At 46.7% G+C, this 20,995-nt stretch carries 16 protein-coding genes; 2 read left to right on the top strand and 14 right to left on the bottom strand.

What is annotated here, in order from left to right:
- Window positions 1-11 precede the first annotated feature (11 nt).
- Window positions 12-1,283: a glycosyltransferase family 4 protein gene (locus LN737_RS09890; protein ID WP_405518402.1), complete on the top strand. Its 1,272-nt coding sequence runs from the start codon at window positions 12-14 to the stop codon at window positions 1,281-1,283.
- A 62-nt stretch (window positions 1,284-1,345) separates the two neighbouring features.
- Here LN737_RS09890 and LN737_RS09895 read toward each other — a convergent pair whose 3' ends face one another.
- The 14 genes from LN737_RS09895 to LN737_RS09960 all read right to left on the bottom strand — a co-directional run bounded on the left by LN737_RS09895 (window position 1,346) and on the right by LN737_RS09960 (window position 19,124).
- Window positions 1,346-2,185, bottom strand: coding sequence for a polysaccharide lyase (locus LN737_RS09895; RefSeq protein WP_405518404.1), 840 nt, complete (start codon window positions 2,183-2,185; stop codon window positions 1,346-1,348).
- A gap of 579 nt (window positions 2,186-2,764) precedes the next feature.
- Window positions 2,765-3,799 carry an acyltransferase gene (locus tag LN737_RS09900; RefSeq protein ID WP_405518406.1) on the bottom strand — a complete coding sequence of 345 codons (1,035 nt, stop codon included), beginning with the start codon at window positions 3,797-3,799 and terminating at the stop codon, window positions 2,765-2,767.
- A 61-nt stretch (window positions 3,800-3,860) separates the two neighbouring features.
- Window positions 3,861-5,006 carry an acyltransferase gene (locus LN737_RS09905; protein WP_405518407.1) on the bottom strand — a complete coding sequence of 382 codons (1,146 nt, stop codon included), beginning with the start codon at window positions 5,004-5,006 and terminating at the stop codon, window positions 3,861-3,863.
- Window positions 5,007-5,032: 26 nt separating this feature from the next.
- Window positions 5,033-6,169, bottom strand: a complete 1,137-nt coding sequence (locus LN737_RS09910; protein ID WP_405518409.1) for a glycosyltransferase family 4 protein — start codon at window positions 6,167-6,169, stop codon at window positions 5,033-5,035.
- 32 nt (window positions 6,170-6,201) lie between these two features.
- Window positions 6,202-6,729: a serine acetyltransferase gene (locus LN737_RS09915; RefSeq protein ID WP_405518411.1), complete on the bottom strand. Its 528-nt coding sequence runs from the start codon at window positions 6,727-6,729 to the stop codon at window positions 6,202-6,204.
- An 18-nt stretch (window positions 6,730-6,747) separates the two neighbouring features.
- Window positions 6,748-7,818 (bottom strand): glycosyltransferase family 4 protein, encoded by a 1,071-nt coding sequence (locus LN737_RS09920; protein ID WP_405518413.1) that lies wholly within the window; start codon window positions 7,816-7,818, stop codon window positions 6,748-6,750.
- Entirely contained in the window at window positions 7,815-8,912 is a 1,098-nt protein-coding gene (locus tag LN737_RS09925) for a hypothetical protein (RefSeq protein WP_405518416.1), read from the bottom strand. The genes LN737_RS09920 and LN737_RS09925 overlap by 4 nt, the downstream gene beginning before the upstream one ends.
- Window positions 8,887-9,687 (bottom strand): glycosyltransferase family 2 protein, encoded by an 801-nt coding sequence (locus LN737_RS09930; RefSeq protein WP_405518418.1) that lies wholly within the window; start codon window positions 9,685-9,687, stop codon window positions 8,887-8,889. Before LN737_RS09930 ends, LN737_RS09925 begins: the two co-directional genes overlap by 26 nt.
- A gap of 20 nt (window positions 9,688-9,707) precedes the next feature.
- A complete protein-coding gene (locus LN737_RS09935) occupies window positions 9,708-11,123 on the bottom strand; it encodes a hypothetical protein (protein ID WP_405518419.1) in 1,416 nt (471 codons plus the stop codon).
- Between the two features lie 38 nt (window positions 11,124-11,161).
- Complete coding sequence (locus LN737_RS09940; RefSeq protein ID WP_405518421.1) at window positions 11,162-11,821, bottom strand: acyltransferase; 660 nt, start codon at window positions 11,819-11,821, stop codon at window positions 11,162-11,164.
- 6 nt (window positions 11,822-11,827) lie between these two features.
- Window positions 11,828-13,276, bottom strand: a complete 1,449-nt coding sequence (locus tag LN737_RS09945; protein ID WP_405518423.1) for a lipopolysaccharide biosynthesis protein — start codon at window positions 13,274-13,276, stop codon at window positions 11,828-11,830.
- A 24-nt stretch (window positions 13,277-13,300) separates the two neighbouring features.
- Window positions 13,301-13,987: a sugar transferase gene (locus LN737_RS09950; RefSeq protein ID WP_405518425.1), complete on the bottom strand. Its 687-nt coding sequence runs from the start codon at window positions 13,985-13,987 to the stop codon at window positions 13,301-13,303.
- Between the two features lie 86 nt (window positions 13,988-14,073).
- A complete protein-coding gene (locus LN737_RS09955) occupies window positions 14,074-16,371 on the bottom strand; it encodes a tyrosine-protein kinase family protein (RefSeq protein ID WP_405518427.1) in 2,298 nt (765 codons plus the stop codon).
- A 2,609-nt stretch (window positions 16,372-18,980) separates the two neighbouring features.
- Window positions 18,981-19,124, bottom strand: coding sequence for a hypothetical protein (locus tag LN737_RS09960; protein ID WP_405518429.1), 144 nt, complete (start codon window positions 19,122-19,124; stop codon window positions 18,981-18,983).
- A 616-nt stretch (window positions 19,125-19,740) separates the two neighbouring features.
- On the opposite strand from LN737_RS09960, the gene LN737_RS09965 reads away from it, so the two are divergent.
- Window positions 19,741-20,907, top strand: a complete 1,167-nt coding sequence (locus tag LN737_RS09965; protein ID WP_405520364.1) for a glycoside hydrolase family 43 protein — start codon at window positions 19,741-19,743, stop codon at window positions 20,905-20,907.
- The last annotated feature ends 88 nt before the right edge of the window (window positions 20,908-20,995 follow it).

Here is a 20,995-nt window from a genome sequence, read left to right on the forward strand (position 1 = left end):
GGAATACAACCATGAAGCCTATTAATCAGTACGAAAATCTTGCAGGTAAACACGTTTTGATTATTGTCGAAAACTTACCTGTTCCTTTCGACCGGCGCGTATGGCAGGAAGCAACGACCCTGCGCGAAGCCGGTGCGGAAGTAAGTGTCATATGTCCGCGCATGAAAGGATACACAACACCATTTGAACAGATTGACGGCATCGACGTTTATCGGCACCCGTTACCGGTTGAAGCTTCGGGCGCGCTGGGCTACCTGGTCGAATATGGTACGTCTATTTTCTGGTGGTATTGGTACGCCATCAAAATCTTCGCAAAAAAACCATTTCAGGCGATCCACGGCTGTAATCCGCCCGACTTGATTTTTACGGTTGCGCTTCCTTTCAAGCTGTTTGGTGTTAAATATGTCTTCGATCATCACGATATTAACCCGGAGTTTTATCTCGCCAAGTTCGGCAAGAAAGACTTTTTCTACCGGCTGATGTTACTCTTCGAACGGCTTACCTTCAGTGTTGCCAATGTGAGCATTGCCACCAACGAATCGTATAAAGAGATTGCGATCCGGCGGGGTAAAATGCGTCCTGAAGATGTTACGGTAGTACGTTCGGGCCCCAAACTGGACCGGCTGCGCATTGTTCCGGGCAACGATACGTTCAAAAAAGGACGCAAATATCTGGTTGGTTATCTGGGCACCATCTGTGAGAGCGAGGGAATCGACTTGCTGCTTGAAGCCGTTCAGAAAATTAAAGCCAAGCGGCAGGATGTTCAGTTTGCTATAGTTGGTGGGGGGACCAGCCTGGAGATCATGAAGCAGTTATCAGCAGATATGGGCCTTGCCGATTACGTTGATTTTTACGGCCGTGTTCCGGATGATCTGTTGCTGGAGGTACTGAATACGGCGGATGTCTGTGTCAACCCAGACAAGCCAACGGATATGAACAACCTCTCGACTATGAACAAAATCATGGAATATATGGCCCTGAAAAAGCCGATTGTCCAGTTTGATTTGAAAGAAGGCCGGTTTTCAGCGCAGAAAGCGTCACTATATGCCATACCAAATGACATCGACGATTTCGCCAGCAAGATTACGTACCTGCTCGACAACGCGAAGATTCGTACCGAAATGGGGGAATACGGCTATCAGCGTGTAGCCAATGAACTCTCCTGGGATCATGAGCGCGGTAAACTACTGCGGCTTTATGATCGGCTGCTGGCACCCGCTTTCAGTCCGGAAAAACAGTCTGTTGAGCGCCCGATCCAGGCATCGGTCAGCGTGCAGGAATAAGTAGTTCGTGCAATTATATAAATAGCCGTCCCTGATCAATGAGTCGAGGGCGGCTATTTTCGTTATTTTTTTGCGTCCGATTCCAGGGCTGTTCCATTATCCCGGCCGGGTTTCACTACGTCGTAATTGGCTGTAGGTCCACCAATCCGTACTTCATCGTAATAAACAACTTTTTCGGGATACGTATTTTTTCCCATCCAGCAGTAAAGCCCAATTTTCCAGTAAGGCTTATTGATCTGCGGATAGCCGATGTTGATATTCTGCTCGTTCAGGATCAGCGTCCCGTTCTGCCAGACTTGCAATTGGCCCGTATTACCATCTGGCGCCCATTTGACGTGTACTACGTAATCGACCCAGCGATCAAACTGGGCCAGCCCCAGATCAACCCGTTTGCTGCTGGTGGGTGATTGCAGTAACTTGACAATAGGTTTGTTAGAAGCTGCATAAGCCAGGTAAAGGTGGTTTGACTGAACTTCAATGCATAAAGGGGGAACGGTGTCCGAAAAGCCGGGGTCTGCCGTACCGTGCCACTGACTAACAATGGCAATCTGATCATCGTTGGCCATTGATGCCGCCGGGAAATACGAGCTGTAGCCGTACCAGCGCTCGGTTTCTCCTTCGGGAAGCGCCCGGGTCAGCAGTTCGGAATGCAGCATATCATTTGTGCCATTCATCTGGCTGGGTTTCCAGCTAATGCGCATCGCCTGCTTACCTGCCCGGTGTTGCTCCTCTGAAACATAACCCGCTGTTTTTGTCCAGAGCTGGGCCCACCAGAACGATGCGAACGTACTTCCCTCAAACGTATCTATGTTCAGGAGCGAACCATCTTCGCGAGCGGCCGCCGTCGTGATGTTTTCGGGTGATATAGTGTCTGAGTCAGTGCAACTGCTCAGACTTAACATCGTTGAAATGATGAAGGATAACACAGCAAAACGGAGATATCGGTAACTAAAAGTAAGATACCTATTCTTTACGTTTTCTGCGTCATCGTAGCCTAAGGAAGTGCGGTCCGAAGTGTTCATACAAGTGTATCAGCTTGGTAGAACAGACTGATACCCTACGTAATGTCACTTTCTAACTTATTGTTATTGTCTAATTTTTATTATTATAAACTAATATAAACATCTATAAATCTGATAATTAGCTATATGAAAAAGGATATGTGCTTGGAAAAATCATATTTTTTATGTTACTGTTATTTAACAGATGTACACAGTAAAATTCCCTTTTCATTTATTGTGAACACAACTATTAATAATTTTTAATAAGAACATAATTGTTGTTATTCAGTTGAGAAATGACTCAAAAGTTATATTTTGTCACATTCTCTTATCGACTGTCCAAGGCTAAAAAACTTCATTTTTAATCGAATTTTAATGTGAAGAAATCTGCTGAACCTCAAATGGAGTTGGACCGCTACCTAAAAAACAAGGTCTGAGACATCTCCCAGACCTTGTTCGGTTTTCGCAATTTAGGTTCGCTCAGGCTTTCCAGCTACGTATCCAGGGTTGCTTTTCAAACGGTATCGTAAAGGAGCCGGATAAGAAGCCAAAAACGCCGGGCAGATACTGATAAACGAAATTAACTACAAGTAGTGTCACACCAAAAACCACACAAACCATCACTAATGGCCACGACGTAGTGAAGCCCGCGCTCGACTGTAAGCTGATCAGACAGGCAATGATGAGCGGGTGGTATAAATAAATCATCAGCGAATACAGCTCTCCCCAACGGCTAAGTTTCGATGCGCCTGAATGCACGGTCAACACTACGGCAAATACGCCAAATGCGATCAGGCCCGTTCCAATCAGAAACTGATGACCCCACAAAGGATACTGCTTTAAGGACTGAAGCATATAAGCCTCCGCAACCTGCAAAAAATAACCGGCCACAATGAGCGCTGCTCCGCCTAACCAATTGATATGCTGTAGGAACCAGCTTTTCTGCTGCTGGATACACATCCCAAAAAACAAAAATGGAATGGAAATGAATATCCGCTTGTGATGGTTGGGAAGCGCCGAAAAGCCAGGGATCAGGTTAGCATACGAGTCTTTCAGCAAGACAAACGCCATAAACAGAAGGCTAACTGCAAGCATGGCTTTTTGGGATAAGCGAAGCAGATGGAGCAGGTAAAGCACAACAAATCCCAGAATCATGGAAGGCAAAAACCAAAGTGGTCCGTAGGTCCCGTTGTACAAATAAGCGGGCTTAAAGAAAACACCGGTTTCCTTATAGGCCAAAGGCAGATACACAACGCAGGTTATCAGATATATTTTGAGCAGCCTTAGGGTATTTTTCTTAAAGGCAGCTGCCGGGTCTTTCGCAAAACGTATCTGATAAAAATACCCACTGACCAGAAAAAAGAACGGTACGGCCCACCTGCACCCCAGTTTGATGAGCGCAATGGTTGTTCCATCCTGAATGCCCAGATCGACGTGTAAGGCCAGAACAAACAAGCTGGCGATTAGCCGACCGGCATCAATGGTGTAATTTCTAGTCGTTGCTACGGTGCTCATAATCAGGTGAATACTTGGTACTTATTCAGTAAAAGGACGTACTGGTGCAACCGCTCTTCGGTTAGCGAAGAGCGGTTGGTTTTGTCGACAGATGCGCTTCTGGCAGTCCTGGCGCAGTTTCGACCGTTGATCCGAAACGTTTCCGAAGGCGCGCAGTGGGTTTTTCAACCCCATAATAGCTAATGACACTCAACACAAGACCAAGCGGAACGGCCGTTAGCAGCCACGTAGCTGTTAGCCGCTCTCCACCAACCAGCCGCTCGGCGACAACCACACCAACCCAGTGAAACAGATATAATGAATAGCTGAATTTCCCGATTAGTACCAGTTTAGGCTGACTCAGCCAGTTTTTAACACTCATATAGGTTTTGCCGTAGAGAATGGCAGGCAGAATCAGGCTTAGGGCCACGCCCTGAATCGAATAGCGCCAGGTTTCCCGGAAAAAATCATCGCGATAGAGCAACGTAAACAGCAGCATACCAACGGCAATTGTCAACGTAACGGGGCTAATCGTCAGGCGCAGAAAACGTTCGCTACGGTCATGATGCAGGATCAGGCTTACCAGACAGCCATACATAATGGCATCGAGCCGTGTTTCTGTAAAGTGATACGTTTTGAACATGGTAATCTCGTTAAGCCCCTCGGTTGTGATGAGCTGAATTCGCCAGGCCAGCGCTCCTATAATCCCCAGAAACATAACGCTTCCCAGCACTTTAGGCCATCGGTACAGCGCGATGAACAGCAGCGGGAAGAATAAATAGAAGTGTTCTTCGATAGCCAGCGACCAGGTAATGTTGAACATCCGGCCACAGGCAAATGCACTCGCATCGACGCCATAAAGCATGTAATAATTCCGGTAGTAGAACAGCGTAGAGAGGATATCTCCCGGCTGAAGGCCGCAGCCCGTACTCAGTGAAAAACCGATTGCCAGAATGACCATCATCAGTAAAGCCGGATAAAGACGTAACACCCGACGCAGGTAAAACCCTTTCAGATCAATCTGCTGGGTTTTATAGTGCTCGGCAATCAGCAGTCTGGTAATCAGGAAGCCACTGATGAAGAAAAACAGCGTAACACCAAAGCCTCCGGGAATCCATTTCCCAAATCCGTAGTGACTGACGACGACGATTAGTATGGCCAGCCCCCGGAAACCATCCAGAGCAGGAACGTAACTTTTCCCAGCCAGCGCGTTAGTTGTCAAATTCATGGTTGATTCAAACAGTTAATTCAGTTTTAAGCAGCGGGCTCCTGTAGTAATGATTCGTACAGATTGCGCAGCTGTGGGAAGATCGTTTCGGGTAAATACTGACGAACAATTCGGCTTGAGGCCAAGCCCATCGTTGAGGCCAGTTCGGGCTGGCTGACAAAACGCATGAGCCGGTCGGCCATCGCTTCTTTATCGCCCGGCGAAACCAGAAATCCGTTGACACCTTCGTGTACCGCTTCGGCGGTTCCACCCACTGGCGTTGAGAGAATGGGCAGTTGATAATTCATGGCTTCCAGAATCGAAATAGGCAGCCCTTCGTGGTACGATGGCAGGATATAGACGTCGCTGGTACTGAGCAGTTCGTGCTTTTTCTCGCCCGATACCCAGCCTTCGAACTGAACCAGCTCCTCTAGTTGGTTATCGCGGATATACGATTGAAGCCGTTCGGTTTCGCCGTTGCCACCGACGCGCAGTACGAGCCGACCAGTGAAAAACTGCCGGTGCTGACGCAGGGCATCCAGCAGATCGAAGATGCCTTTACGTTCCCCAATAGCACCCAGGAAAAGCAGTTGCAGAGGGCCATTCTCTGTGCGGATAAAGGGTGTTTCCAATTCAGGCTCCCGCTGGTGAATAACATTTCCCAGAATTTCGAGCCGTTGGGTACGGAAGTTTTCCGAGAAGAAGGTATACCAGTAATCGGATAAGCAAACGACCGTATCGGCGCCTTCAACCAGCAGCCGAATCAACCGTTTGCTGATGGGGTCACTGTTATGATAAAATACGTCGAATTTTGAACCGTGCATGTGATAGACGATCTTCTTGCCAAAGCCATATTTGGCCGTCAGGAAAAGGGCTAGTTTCCGGTAAAAACTGCCTTTGAACGACCCTTGTAAATGAACAATGCGAATGGCCCGGTCCGACCGTAACGTCTGAACAAAACGAACGTACTGGCTAATAAAAAAGGGAATCAAAGCCCACTTGGTAGTGGTTGGTTTATGGCTGGTAACGCATTTGTATTCAGCAAAATGACGAGCGTATACGTTCATCACGCTGCCTACGCCACCGCGGTAGTTTATGTGATCGGGACCTGCCGTCAGAACCTGTTCGGCAATAGACTGCGGGATTAGTGCTTCGGTCTCCGTTATAGTTGCAGTTGGTATCATAATTCAGCTAAAAGAGAGGAGTTAAAAACAGTTTAAACCAGTTCTGGAATCAGATCGAGACTTTCGGGAACAGACCGCCGGATAATCCGGGCTGGATTGCCAACGACCACTGAATAGGCTGGAATGGACTTGGTAACGACACTGCCTGCACCGATCTGTACATGATCGCCAATAGTGACCGGGCCAATGATGCAAACGTTCGCACCGATGTTTACATGGTTCCCAATCACTGGGCAGCCTCCCCGTTGACCATTGTTGCCAATTGTTGTCGATTGACGTAGCGTGCAGTTGCGGCCAAATCGGGTGTGCCGGTGTACAACCAGCGCCTGACCGTGATAGATTTTTAGCCCCGGCCCGGCAACCACGTCATAAGGCAGCTCCGTTCCCAGTGTCCATTCGACCAGTATCCGATAAAGAACCAGATAAGGAGTGAGCAAAAGACGAACAGCCCGATTTCTGGAAGCGCTATTGGCAATGCGGAAGAGAAGGCCGATCAGCCTGCCTTTTGTATTGTTTCGGTTTGCCGACCAGTCCTGTGTGATAAAAGAAAAAGCATTCATACGTTTCAGGTTCTTCGGTTATACTAAGCTTACGGATTCGTGATGGTTCTGATAGACAGCCTCATACGCTTTCGTCATGGCCTGAATGGAAAACCGTTGCGTAATGCCTTTTTTGGCGATGCGCAGATCAGAAGCCAGATGATCATTGTCATACGTAGCAATCAGACGCTGTAGAGCTTCGGCACAGGCTTCTACGCTGTTCCGGCTGAAAAGTATATTACCCGGCAAACCGCGCAGAATTTCAGCAGGGCCTTCAATATCGGTTGCTGCCACCGGTAGTCCAGCTGCCAGCCCCTCCACTACGGTCAGGCCAAAGCCTTCATACCGAGAGGGTTGTACGAGTATGTGGTAAGAGGCTAAACGCTCTTTGATCCAGTTACGATCTTTCTCGCCCTGAAATCGTACATACGGTTCAACACCCAGCAGTTTGGTTAGTGACTTCAAATGATCCAGTGATTCGCCATCGCCGACAAAATCCAGCTGGAGCTGGTGCATACCCTGCTCATGGATTAGTTTGGCCAGCGCCAGAATCAGAATGTCCTGCCCTTTCTTTTCGTGGATCAAACGGCTGATCTGCACCAAGCGGATTGGCTCGTTGTGTCTTAGTGTATACTGACTCCGGCACTTAAACTGGTGAATGGGAATGCCATTTGGCACAACAACCGCCGAGAACGCCGACCGAGTCTGAATATCGTTAGCTACCGCATCAGAAATGGCAACCAGCGTCTGGTATTGATGAAACGTATCGGTAGGGATATTGACATCGTGTACTGTGTAAACGGTATGCGCCCCTCTGTATTTAATCAGCCGGATCATCTTGCGCTCGTGGCAGTGAATAACATCCGGGCGGATTCGGTTCAGCAGCAGGTTGAGCCGCAGCATCGGCAGGGGATTACGGCTGCCTTCGCGTCGGTTCAGGCAGTAAACTGCTACGTTCTTGTTCAGCTTTTCCAGCATGGATTCGCTGTAATGATCGTTGACCACAATCAGCGATACGTCATGAGTCATGCAGAGTTCATTCAGCAGGTCGATGGTGAGTAGTTGAGCTCCTCCCGTGCGCATCGTAAACAAACAATGGACAATTTTCATACCGGCAGAGTTGATGTGGCACGTAACAACGTATTCATAATCAGGGCATCAGGCCGTACCCATTCGGTGTAGTACTGATGATTAGCCTGCATCATGGCAATCAATTTATCCGGATTCTGCTGCAGGCTGTTGATCTGACGGAGCAACTCATCGACCGATCTGAATGTCAGGTAATTGTCGGGTTCGCTGAAGCTGCCGGGCAGCGTGTATTTCAGCGATTCGGAGATGATACCCTTGGCGTGCGATACGTATTCGCCAAATTTCCAGCCAATTGAATCGTGCAGGCCGGTGGTGGCTACGCAGATGGCCGACTTGCGCATTACGCCCAGATAATTTGCTTTACCCGTCAATGATTTATCGACAATCAGATCGGGATACATAGACCGGGCGTAGGCTGAATCTGAAAACCCCCCTGTGAAATACGTACCGAATTCCTTTCGGCAGGCTCTGATACAGGCAGCTCTAAACTCATTCATCTCATGCCGCTCTTCAATCAAATCCTGCGGCAATTCCTGCCCGAATGGGTCCCAGGGACGGGTCAGAAAAAGGATAGAGCCGGGGTAGTTGTACGAATCCCGAATCAGGGGCAAAGCGGCCAGATTATCTACTTTCAGGTCGTTGTAATACTCTACGTCGGAGAGCCGGGCCAGCAGTCGATTGTGGGTGACCAGCAGTCGCAAAAAGGCTTTGGAGAACGGCTTTACCTGCGAGAATTCGCTATACAATTCATTGTAGACATTGTAATTCAGACCCAGCGGGTGAATATTGGTTCGGTTAAGACCCCGGTTCAGGCGTTTGGAAAAGGACCGTTTAAAGTAAAAATGGCAGGTCCCCAACACCCTATCGAGCAGACGTACATTTTCGGCCGGTGAACAACTGTGATCGAACCGATAGCCGTCGAGCGTATCAAAAATCAGGTGATGCCGCTTATCCACGCACACACGAACGATGGGCAGGCTGGCATCCGCAAAAACCTGCTCACTGTTCTGGATGACCGTGAGCGTAAGCAGTCCTTTGCGTTCAAGCATCCGGAAGCCAGTAAAGATCTGGTTCAGGTGTGGGATGGATTTATGATGATACAGGTCGATATGCATGGCCGTAGTTCAATAGACGCTTGAGATAAACTTTTAACAGACCAACCTGAATGCTACAGATATTTCGTGAGTACACCGACGCGCCGTGTTTCAGCAGGGTCTGCCGTATTTCTTTCAGGAATTTATCGGCTCCGGTTGTCGTCTTGGAGAGTTCCCAGTTGCGAAAGCCCGATAAGGGCATGTCGATGTTCGAATAATAAATCGGCCCATGATTGAGCAGGCGCAGCCAGAGGTCCAGATCCATGCAGTAATGAATCGAATCGTTTAGATAGCCCGCTGCTTGTACGTGCTCCCGATTATAAAACGATGACGGCTGGATAATGCTATAGCTGGTGTTGAGCAGGTAGTTTCGGTTCGGAATTTTCCGGCAGGCCAGGTTATGAATGGTGCCTTTGGCATCAATACCGTTCTGCCAGGGAATGTAATAAATGGAACCATCGGGCTGCTGCTGATACATCCGGACGATCTCGGCGACACAGTCGGGGTAGAAAACATCATCGGAATTAAGCCAGCCAACCAGCTCGCCCGTTGCCAGCTTGAACCCTTTGTTTATCGCGTCGGACTGCCCTTTGTCTTTTTCGTGAATGACAATGTCGATCCGGTCGCGGTATTTTTCAACCACCGACATGGTCTCGTCGGTTGATCCGCCATCGACAATAATGTATTCGATGTTCGGATAGGTTTGATTGAGCACCGACCGGATCGTGGCTTCAATAAACTGCCCCTGGTTGTAAGAGGGCGTTATGATGGATACTTTTGGTAAGGCTGTATTCATAAGTTGGTTCGAAAAAAAGGTTAGATGCTCACCAGCACGGGCGGCACCAGGCCATCCGCACTATTTATTGAGGCAGCCTCTGGCTCATCAGTCAACGGCGTGTCGGATTGAGAGGCTAATTGATTCATTTTGACTAGCTTGGCTGTCGTCGCCAGTAGCATTATCAAAATTGCCCGGAAATGAATCTGAACCAGATCCGTGCCAGTAAATGACAGAAACAACGTAGTAGAAAGTGTAAGTAAACCCACTACGCTCAAAGGCATGGAGCGATGCTGATAGAAAAAACGGATAAAGCGTATCAGCATGAAAATGAACAGGATTGTTCCGGCAACGCCCAGATACAGGATGAGCAGCGACCAGGTAATATCTCCGGTGTCGACCTGTGAAATTCGGCCCAGCCGTTCATTAAATAACCCCGCTTCAAAGTTGAGTTTGGCCGCTTGTTGCGTGTCTTCCGACAACATCCCTACGCCAAATATTAACCGTCCGGGTTCCTTCAGTACGTAGTTGACCCGTTCGAACAAATGCGCCATCCGGTAGCTGAAGGTGTCTTCTGCATTGTAGTCTACAGCGGCTAACGAACGGCCCGGTGCAAAGGTGTTGCTGAGGTCCGATAAGCCAGTATCAACGCGGGCCCGAATTGGCGCGATCAACAGAGCGCCATTGACAGCGACAACCAGCATGCCTATGTAAATAAGCCGTTTGCTGAACGTCTGCTGCGACATTATGTACACACTAATTACCAGCACGACAATCAGGATATAGGAGCGGTGCATTGGCGCGATCACCGTAGCGGCCAGCAGACCGACTATTCCCCAGTGAAGCATTCGGGAACTGTTGCGGTACACAAACAGATAATAGAAAAAAACGGGTATCAGAAAGGACGGTGTGTTATAATAGCGCACCCAGCCAATAGTCTCCATATTGTTGACGGTGATATTATAAGACGCGCCCAGCAGAACAGCACCAACCGGAAGTTGTAACAGATAAATGATGCACTGAAGAACGGTTATGATCGCTATTGAATGCCACACGCGTAACAATTCGGTCGTGGGGACCATAACCAGAACGCCAAAACTCAAAAAGATCAGATTGGAGCGAAACACTCTGATAACGCCAGCCAGATCATACCCCAGTACCTCATGGCTGTAGAACGTATCGATAAGCGCAAAGCCCAGGAAAATAAGAATCCAGCGGAAAACAGGTTCTTTACGGGCAATCAACGAGGTTGTCGACAGGCGAAATAAAAGAATGGCCAGTACGTACAGAATCGCTAAATCCGTTGTCTTTTCGATAGGGGAGCCGGCCAGTAAAAACGCTGGAGGAATAACCAGATACCCATAGCTGACGAATCCGAAGAAAATAAGCAGCGAAGGGTAATATTTCTGGGTAAGAAATAGGCCAATCGCTAACATTGTTAACAGTATACCAACCATATGCTTACTCGTTTAATGAGATAAAAATCTGACCGGAACTAAGCCAGCATCGCTATCGATTTTGTACTGAGAGGGGCTGCGTTACGTGAATCAGGGTGGCATTTTATAAACCGAACCGGATTGCCAGCCCATATCTCATCGGCAGGAACAGACCGGGTTACCACCGATCCGGCTCCTATGATGGAGCGAGCGCCAATAGAAACTCCTTTCATGACCAATACATTGGCCCCCACAAAAACGTCGGTTCCAATATGAATAGGAGCAGTTTTTGTTCCTGCTGTCTGTACCCGCCGAAGCTGGTGATCGAGTGGATGAAAATCGGTATCCCACACGCTGGTGTTGCCGCCCAGCAGACAGAATGGTTCAAAAATGATGCTGTTTGTGGCGACAATCGCTGTACCCGAAAAACCGCAGCCTTCCCCAATATTCAGGGTTGCGCCAGCACCGGCATAAATCGATACAGGGCGGTTGATACCGATAAAGTTGTATTTCGTTGCTGACCGGAACGTTACGTTATCGCCAATGCGAACCGTTGCCGATTTCTCAATCCGTAGTTCGATAGGGCCATAAAACCGGACATTCCGACCCAGTACTACGTTGGGATAGAGCAGCCTGATTTTTTGCCGGATCAATGCCGACTGTAAATCGACAATACCGGCCTTAATAGCTTTGGATAGGGAACGTAGCGATTGTCTCATCGGTGGTTATACAGATAAAGCTTGAAGCGTTTTATAAGAACGGCGCAGGAATAAGAGATAACCTAAAGCGATTAACGTACTAACGACGCCCAGACGGAGCCAGACATCGCTGAGCCAGAGACTAGCCAGAACCGCGAGGATGCCAATTGGAACAACGACCACCAGCAGGCTGCGTAGCTGACTCATGTCAAGCTGCCATTGTTCCAGATACCGTCGCTGGTAATACAGGCATAAGAACAGCGATGATAAAATAGCGGCCGAATTGCCCAGTACAAAGCCGTATACCCCCAACGTGCGGTATGTTAATAAGCCAACCAGTAAGCTTACGCTAACATTGGTGAACTGTACCCAGACTGTTTTGCCAACGTGGTGCCGACTCGCCAGAAAGTAATAAGGTGGTATGGATAAGCTGTTGATAATGAACGTGGCTGAAATACACAACGTAGCCATAGCAACAACTGGGTTCGCTGTAGGAAGCCAGATCGCAATAATATCCCGCATCGTCAGACTAATGAAAAGAAGCAGCGGTATCATGAGCAACAGCATTCCGGTTTGATAACTGCTTATGATTCGGCTCAACTGAGCGCGATCAGTCTCGCGGGCAATGCGTGGGAAGAGCGGATACGTAACTTTGTTGACCAGTGCCCATAGCTGAGAGCGAATCTTGTAGGCAATCTCCAGATACCCAACTTCCGTAACTCCGATCAGGCGCGAAACCAGTACCTTGGTCATCGGTTCGAAGAGCATCGTTAGTAACCCTGCTGCATATACGTTGGAGCCAAACGCTAGTTGCTTCCGGGCGATGCGGCTGGTTTCGGCAACAAGTCCGCCTAATTGCAGGCTGCCCCACATCCGCCAGGCTGCTACGGCTACCAGGCCAAACCAGATGATCCCTGTGCCCAGAATCACCATGCCTACTTCATTCAGACCGTATCCCAGACTAACAACCGTAATCAGTCCACCCCAGTACAGAACGCTATAGATGAGTTGATAAAAATTGGTCAGGTACATCCGCTGCTGCGAGTCCAGAATGGTTGTGAATGTCTGCCCCAGCAAAATCACCAGGTTTGCAGCCACGACGCAGCGGTACATCGTAACGACCTGCGCATACAATTCATCGGAAAGTCCCAGCATCCCCTGCAGAATGCTTGCTTGGAATACCAGTGCCAGTATCGTCAGCGGAACCATGATCAGAAGGAGCAATCCTAACGTAACGGCTATGTCGTAATCAGATTCTTTTGACTTGCCCTGTACCGACAAAAACTTCAGTAGTGCCGTGTTCAGACCTAGATTGGCGAAGATATTCAGATTGCCAGCCAGTGTTACGATGGAAAAAGCACCGTAGGCTTCCGCGCCCAACATTCGGATGAATATGGGAATGCTGAAAAAAGTCAGCGTGGCCGTCAATCCCAGTTGAGCAATGCCACTAAGCGAATTTTTGTGCAGTAACTTCATGATAATACGTTGAGTTAGGTTACCCTAGTAGGCATTTTCATCACCCTGTATCATCTTCTGGGCTGTCCAGAAACATATCTTTGCGTCCAGAACCACGGTTTGCTTGGTGATATACAGTTTATCGTAACGCAGCCGGTGTTCCATCTGAAAAAGCTGGGTCGTTTCGCCCCGGCAGCCACGTACCTGAGCAATCCCGGTAATGCCCGGTTTTACGGCGTAACGTTCTGGATAACCGGGTGTTGTGAGCCAATGCTGCGCATCCAGCTGGATAGGATGGGGGCGAGGCCCCACAATGCTCATATCGCCCAGAAAGACGTTGATGATCTGGGGGAGTTCATCCAGATTGGTTTTGCGAAGGAACTTGCCAATTGGCGTAATACGGGTATCGTTTTTAGTGGCCTGCTGAAATGAAGCATGCAACTGATAGGTCATTGTCCGGAATTTCAAGCAGCGGAACTGACGACCATTGCGGCCCGTTCGTAGCTGGACAAACAGAATCGGGCCGGGCGACGAGAAACAGATAATTAAGCCGATTATTGGAAACAGCCAGCTCAGTATTAACAACATGGCCAATCCTGATACAATCAGGTCAAACAGACGTTTTACTAAGCGGTGATAACGGCTTAAGGTTGCTCTTTTTTCAACGGTTGACCAGTACGACTCCTCGGAAACAACCGTATCATTATAGGATGGTAGGGAGAGATCAAGCATAACAAGTTCAAGTTCGGCAGTATAGTTTACGTACTTTAATAGAGAGACTAACTGAGATCGGGTAGGTAATAACCGACGTTGCTTACCTAACTTTTCTCGTAATAACCATAATTATAATAATAGGAATGGCCTTGGCCAACGGCGTTTAATACAACATTTAAGCGGTTGAAACGCTGATCTTTATAGATAATATCCAAATCGCGCAGACACCCTTTGGGCGTGTGATCAGTCCGAATCACGAACATTGTAGCGTCGGCATGAGGGGCAATAAGCTGGGCATCTGTAACCAGACCAATTGGGGGCGTATCGACAATAACGTGGGTGAAGCGCTCCCGCAATTCCTGGAAGAGCTGGGCAAGCCGGGGGCCGCTCAATAATTCGGCTGGGTTCGGCGGAATCGGTCCGCTGGTAATGATGTAAAAATTATCGAAGCCAGGTACCTCCTGAATCACATCGTCCAGTGTGCATTCGCTGATAAGGTAGTTACTCAACCCTACGGTATTAGGAGCCCTCAGGACCGAATGGAGCTTAGGCTTCCGTAAGTCCATCTCCAGAATAACAGTTGGTCGATCAACCAGCGCCAGACTGGCCCCCAGGTTCAGCGACAAAAACGATTTTCCCTCTCCGCTGATGCTGGATGTGAAAATAACGACCTGGCTGTCTTCAGGCTTGTTACGTAAAAATTGGAGGTTTGTTCGGAGCGCTCGAATCTGTTCGGCAACAACGGAGCGCTTGTTGGCTACCATCACTACCTGATTTTTGTCTTTGTTACCGCTGGCGGCAATTTCAGCCAGAATCGGCACCTGCGACATCTCTTCAATATCGGCCCGGCGACGTACGCGGTCGTTCAATGCATCCCGGCCAGCCATCACACCGATAGGCAGCAACAGACCAAACAGCCCAAACAACATAAATATTGTTGCTTTTACCGGTTTGATGGGATTGGTACCGCTACGTGGTGGCGCAATTGTGCGGCTGTCGGCCACCGTCGATGCGTAGGAAAGCGCCGTTTCCTCCCGCTTCTTCAGTAAGTACGTATATAAATCATTTTTAATGACCTGCTGACGGGTGATATCGACCAAGGCCCGCTCATTGCGGGGAACAGTCCGGATTAAACGCTCCATCTGATGATTTGTGGCGTTCAATTTCCGCTGTGTGCCAATCAGGTTACGTTTCATGATCTGAACCATATCGGCCAGACTAGCTTTCGTCGCCCCTATCTGCGTATCCAGCGAAAGCAGCAGCGGGTTCTGATCGCCCGTGGTCTGGCTAACCTGGTCACGCTTCATTTCCAGTTCGGCCAGCTTATTGACAAAATCGACCATAATAGGATCATTGACGGCCATCATGGCAGGAGCCATTCCCCGTTCACCGGCTTTGCGAGCTATATAGGTTTCCAGATCGTTGACTATACCCAACTGGATGGCATTCTGATTCAGTTGATCGTCGTTTTCTTTAACTGTTTGCAGAAACAAACTTGCCTGCGAACTCAAATCGGTAATCCCTTGTGTGGATTTAAAGGATTCAACCCCTTTCTCTACCGTCGACAATTCGCCGGAGAGCAGCAGAAGGCGATCTTCGATAAACTTAAGCGTATTGGCCGCTACAATGTTCTTATCCGAAATGGCTGCCTGATTATATGATTCGATCAGCTTAGTCAGAATCGCTTCTCCTCGTTCGGGGACCGCATCTTCCAGCGACAATTGCAGTACCGTTGAGGCTTTGCTGCTCGGCTCTACCGTCAGTCGGGTCAGGTAACTTTCAATTACTACGTCGCGCGGGCTTACCTGAATAAGTAGTGGCTTGGTCGATGGTGTTAACGAACGCTGGCCAACAACCTTAAGCTTGCCATAAGGCGTGTCGACACTTTTATTGACAGGATACGTAACGTCGTTTATGCGGACCGTGTTACGGTTTACTACGGTTAATGATAACTCGTTCTTATAAAGTGAAGGGTTCGGCTTTTCAACCACCAGCCGAATCGGCGACTCGCTATAAATTTCCTCATTTATAAATGAAGAAGGGTAAAAATAGCGGACGTCGATTCCCAGTTCCGTTACTACATGCTGCATAAGCGGAAAGGACCTCAGAATCTCTGTTTCATTTTCAATGACTTTTTTAGGCGTAAAGATGTCCATCTCCTTAAGGATGTTTTCTTCACTGAGTCCTTTCTTATCGTCCTTGATCAGTAGGCTGGTTTGTACCCTGTAAATAGGTTTCTGATAAAGCGAATACACATAGGCAGCCGCCACCGCTATGCAGATCGATAAAATAAACCAGGGCCAGTTGCGAACGTATCGCATTACCATAATCTTCAGATTCATTGGCTTGTCTGATTCATACATCTGATACGGGGTATAAGACGAATAGTACTTCTGAGTCATATGATCTAAATTTATAATTTTTTGATAAATATAATCCTTAGTTTACTTTTTATTAAATAAATAAATAAAAAATTTATTAAAAATTGAATAAAAATACTAAATATGGCACTTAAGTTAGTTTTATGATGATATTATTAAGATGAATAATTAATTAAGTATATACTGTTGTGTAAAATCTGTTTCGAGCTTATCGCTGGTAGCGGGCTTTGGATGTGTCGGATAATGGGTCAATTCAGTATTAACCAGCTTAGATTCTGTAGATTCGTTCCAAAGTGAGTCAAAGGCAGTAGGGAATAGCTGGTGGAATTATGGCAATTTTCGGCTTGAACAGTAATCATAAGGTTATATTTAGTCTATAATCACGCTCAAAAGTATCTTTTCTATTTATCTGCTAGACTGACAGCTATCAATAATAATGCTGATATTACTCATATTTGCTTTTAGTAAACTAATGATTAACTTATGGCAATACTGGATTTCGATGCGAAGTATATGCCTGCTACCAGCCTCACAAGTATAAGTTTACCGAATGCGGTTACTGCTTATAGATAGCTTGGTTAGCTACACATAATAAAAACCAAGCGCTTAGTAGAAATTTCAACGTAGCATGACCCATGTAGGGTAGGGTCATGCCATTGTGTGTAACGATTCCCGGGTCAGTAGTTCCCGGCGTATTTCGATGCTTATAAAGTTTAATGGGATAGATGTGGTGTTCGACGATCCGATATAACCTTGTCGCTCTACCAATGAACAGATACTGACTGCTCTTCAACACATAGCCTGATACAAGCCAGATTTCCCAACTTAGCTTCTAGTTCTAACTGAAATGCCAAAGCCTCACCGTATGTTTTATGGCGAGAGGTGAAACGTAATCCGTCGGCAACGATCATTAATTTATAAGGATACATGATGCGTGCTTACCGGGGAAGTAGTGAAACGACGAAATAGATAAACCAGAGGAATAGCCCTGCCATGCCCAGCAATAATAGCCAGGGGCCAAGTAAAAAAGGTCGTTTATTAACATCCATGTCTTACAAGTTACAGATTATACCTGCAATATAATGACTGTTATATACTTTAAAATTATCATATCATTTTATTTATTAAATGGAGTTTATGGTAACTAGTGCATGGCTTTATATTTGCGTCGGTAACCAAAGCTGTGTTCCTGTTAATATGCCTATACATAGTTGTGATGGACCAGCATAAAACACAAATATTGTCAGTAACCGAAGCTCTAAAGTTACTGACAATTAGCTTATTAGCTATTTAATTGGTAGTCGACAGTCTGTTGCCGGTTAGCAGGGTTTAGAGAGACAAAAAGTAACTTCACTATGGAAAAAATAGTTAACCCATTTGAGCTAAAAAGCACTCATTATCAGGTTATTATAACACAATTCGTAGATATTAATTTATTTGTCAGAAAGAAATGTGTACTAATTTATTAAATTTTATTGATTTTTTGGGTATATATAACAAATGCTTTATTATACTTGTGAAGTTTTTTTGTTGTTTACAAAACTAAATAAATGGAACTTACGTATTTATTGATAATTTTTATCCGGAAATGTAATCGGCTGTAGTGTTGTTGATACGTACAGTTAGTTCATATGAGTTCATATTAATGTTGGTTAAATTAGTTTTAAGAGGAAGGTTACTAAACACCCGGTCATGATGAGCCGGGTGTTTTTTTGTGGCTTTCCAATATGCAGTACGTATTTGCCAGACTGGTTTTGCAAGCCCGTAAGCTCCGATAAGCTAGTAACGGACGTATTATTAAGAATTGAATGGATGTATCATCATTCCCTAGGCTCGATAAATACCAGGCCAAAGAAGTATTTATTTAAGTTACTCAGATGAATATATGGTTAACTATAATATTACTTTATGTTAATATATTTACTAAATGGTATATTGATATAACGATTGGCATTTTATATTTGTGGACAAAGTTTTTCAGGTTATGAGGATAAACGATAAATGCCCGGTCAATATGAGCCGGGCATTTATATACAAATGAGTCGAAACGGATTGAGTAGTTGTACAACGAAAGTGCTCAACGTATTGATTATTAACAGGATGAGCTATAAAGCCGCTATAATTAAGTAAAAGAAAATACGTACTGAGCCCTTATTTGTGGGTTGAATTCCATATGAAAAATAAATATACTATTGCGCTGATTATAAGCCTACTGCTATCTCCTTTGCTCATTCGAGCGACCTGCCCCGATTTATACAGAAGCCCTTTGGCAGACGATTATTTTGTCGGCCCACTGTTAGCTATCCTACTCGACATTACGTGTATTTGGTTCTTTTTCGCGCTTGCTATTGTATCCACTCGATTAATCCGTCGCTTTCAGAGCCGGTACTAGTTCATAAAGCAATCCGGATTGCTAAAGTATTGTTAGCTAGATTCGCTTTGCGGGTGACTTTCAGGAAGTTTTGTAGTCAATACAACAACTATCTATAAACTAACCCGTGAAAAAAAGTTTCGCTATCATTCCTGTTTTGGGTATACTTTCTGCACCATCAATTTTTAGATCTTTCTATCCACACGTTTTTGATCAGATCAGCCAAAGCCATTCTTTTTTCGGCCCGGTTTATCTTGTTTTACTCGATGTTGCCTGGTTGTGGATCGTATTGTTTAGCATCATGTTCGTCAATTGGGTGATTCGTCAACTCCATAGCAGAATCTATGGGTATTCGAACGACGGATTTTGGTCCTGCCCGGCTCCGGTAGAGGTCAGTACGCATAAAGACGGCAATTAGTGGGTAGCGCCGGGCTGCGAATGGTTCGGTATGGCAGCGTCTTGAACGGGTATGATTCCAGTTTGGTCGATACGAATCGCATCACCAGTAGGGCTAACTAACTAGCATGCCTGAACTTATCCAGTTCGAATTTTATAATATCCGCCACCCATTTATCTTCGCCGGAAGCGATTTCCGGCGTATAAGTGTCTGAGGTACGAGTCAGGTTTGTTGAGCCTAAAAACGGGCCAGTTCCTTTGAAACAAAGTACAATAAGTATGTGGAAGCCTGCTCTCTATTGATCGTCAGGGATTTGCTTCATTCATTACGTCGGCAATAATGGATGTTTCCAGGGTTTGGTACGCTTAGGAGCCGACACTCAAAATCCATTTTTTCGGAAATGTCTATCTATACGCTGCGGATAAGCGTACCCATCTGCTTTTTGAATCTGTGCGATAAAAACTGAAAATTCTGCCAGTTATTCCTTCTGGTGATATTGTGAAGTGGGTCCGCGAAATTCGTCTGACTGGTTTGACAGCTCGTCTTTTGACGTCCGTTAAGTGAGTTTCATTTATATTGAGCTCCCAAAGACGACGTAATGCCGTCGACAAAAATCGTTATGATGAAAAAATCGCTATTTCTGTTTTTCCTCTTCACTGTCTTGTTGTTGCGCCAATCCATAGCGCAAACCGCCCAAAGTACCCGTGTAGTCCAATCTACGTATACCAATCCGTTACCTGTACAGTTTGGCGACCCTTACGTTTTGTTTACGAAAGGTACGTATTACATGTATGGCACTGGCGGAGGAGCGGATAAAGGCTTTGCCGCGTATTCGTCAACCGATCTGGTGAACTGGAAGGCAGAAGGCCAGGTGTATTTTCACGACAACAAAAATGGCTGGAGTGATCCAAAAGCCAATTGGGAGGGAGCCTACTGGGCACCGGAAGTGTATGAGGTGAACGGAAAGTTTTACCTGTTCTACAGTGCACAGTGGAATGTCAATCCGTCGAAGGAAGTAGAAAATTTCCGGATTGGTGTAGCCGTTGCCGACAAGCCGACCGGTCCTTTTGTTGACCTGGCAAACAAACCTGTTTTTGATCCTGGGTACCCTATCATCGACGCCAACGTGTTTTTTGATACCAATGGGAAAGCTTATTTGTATTATTCCCGCTGTTGCTACAAACATCCGGTTGATAGTGAAGTGGCTGATCTGGCTCGTAAAAACGGCTGGTTCAAAGAGGTTGAGGAAAGCTGGGTTTACGGCGTCGAACTCAAACCCGATTTTTCTGGCGTCATTGGCGAACCGGTTTTATTACTTCGGCCTCCCGTTGCCCGCAGCGATGCTCAGGCGGAATGGGAAAGCCGGTCGGTTACGGCCCGCGAAGTGAACCGGCGCTGGACAGAAGGTTCGGTTACGTTTAAGAAGGACAATACGTATTACATGATGTATTCGGCCAATCATTTCGGTGGTCGGTATTATGCCATTGGTTACGCTACGTCTGGATCGCCTTTAGGTCCGTATAAAAAAGCCGCTAACAACCCCGTGTTGCAGAAAAATACAGAACAGGGAGGAACGGTAACAGGAACGGGCCACAACAGCATAGCCTACTCGCCCGACGGCAAAGAAATGTTTTGTGTTTACCATGCGAGAACTGAAAAAACGGGAGATGACCGGGTGGTTTGTATCGACCGTATGCAGGTGGATAAGGGCAAGATAACGATTTCAGGTCCGACGACTGCACCGCAAAAACTTCCCTCAGGCGTAACAACCGCGGTTCATAAACATTGATGGCAGTAATTTCTCTTTCCGCAATAGAGAGAAGGAGCTTGACCCATTCATCAGAGCGGTAAGGCTACCAGCTAAATCGTACAGAAAA

Origin of the sequence: Spirosoma sp. KNUC1025 (assembly GCF_045160025.1) — a bacterium.
GTDB lineage: Bacteria > Bacteroidota > Bacteroidia > Cytophagales > Spirosomataceae > Spirosoma.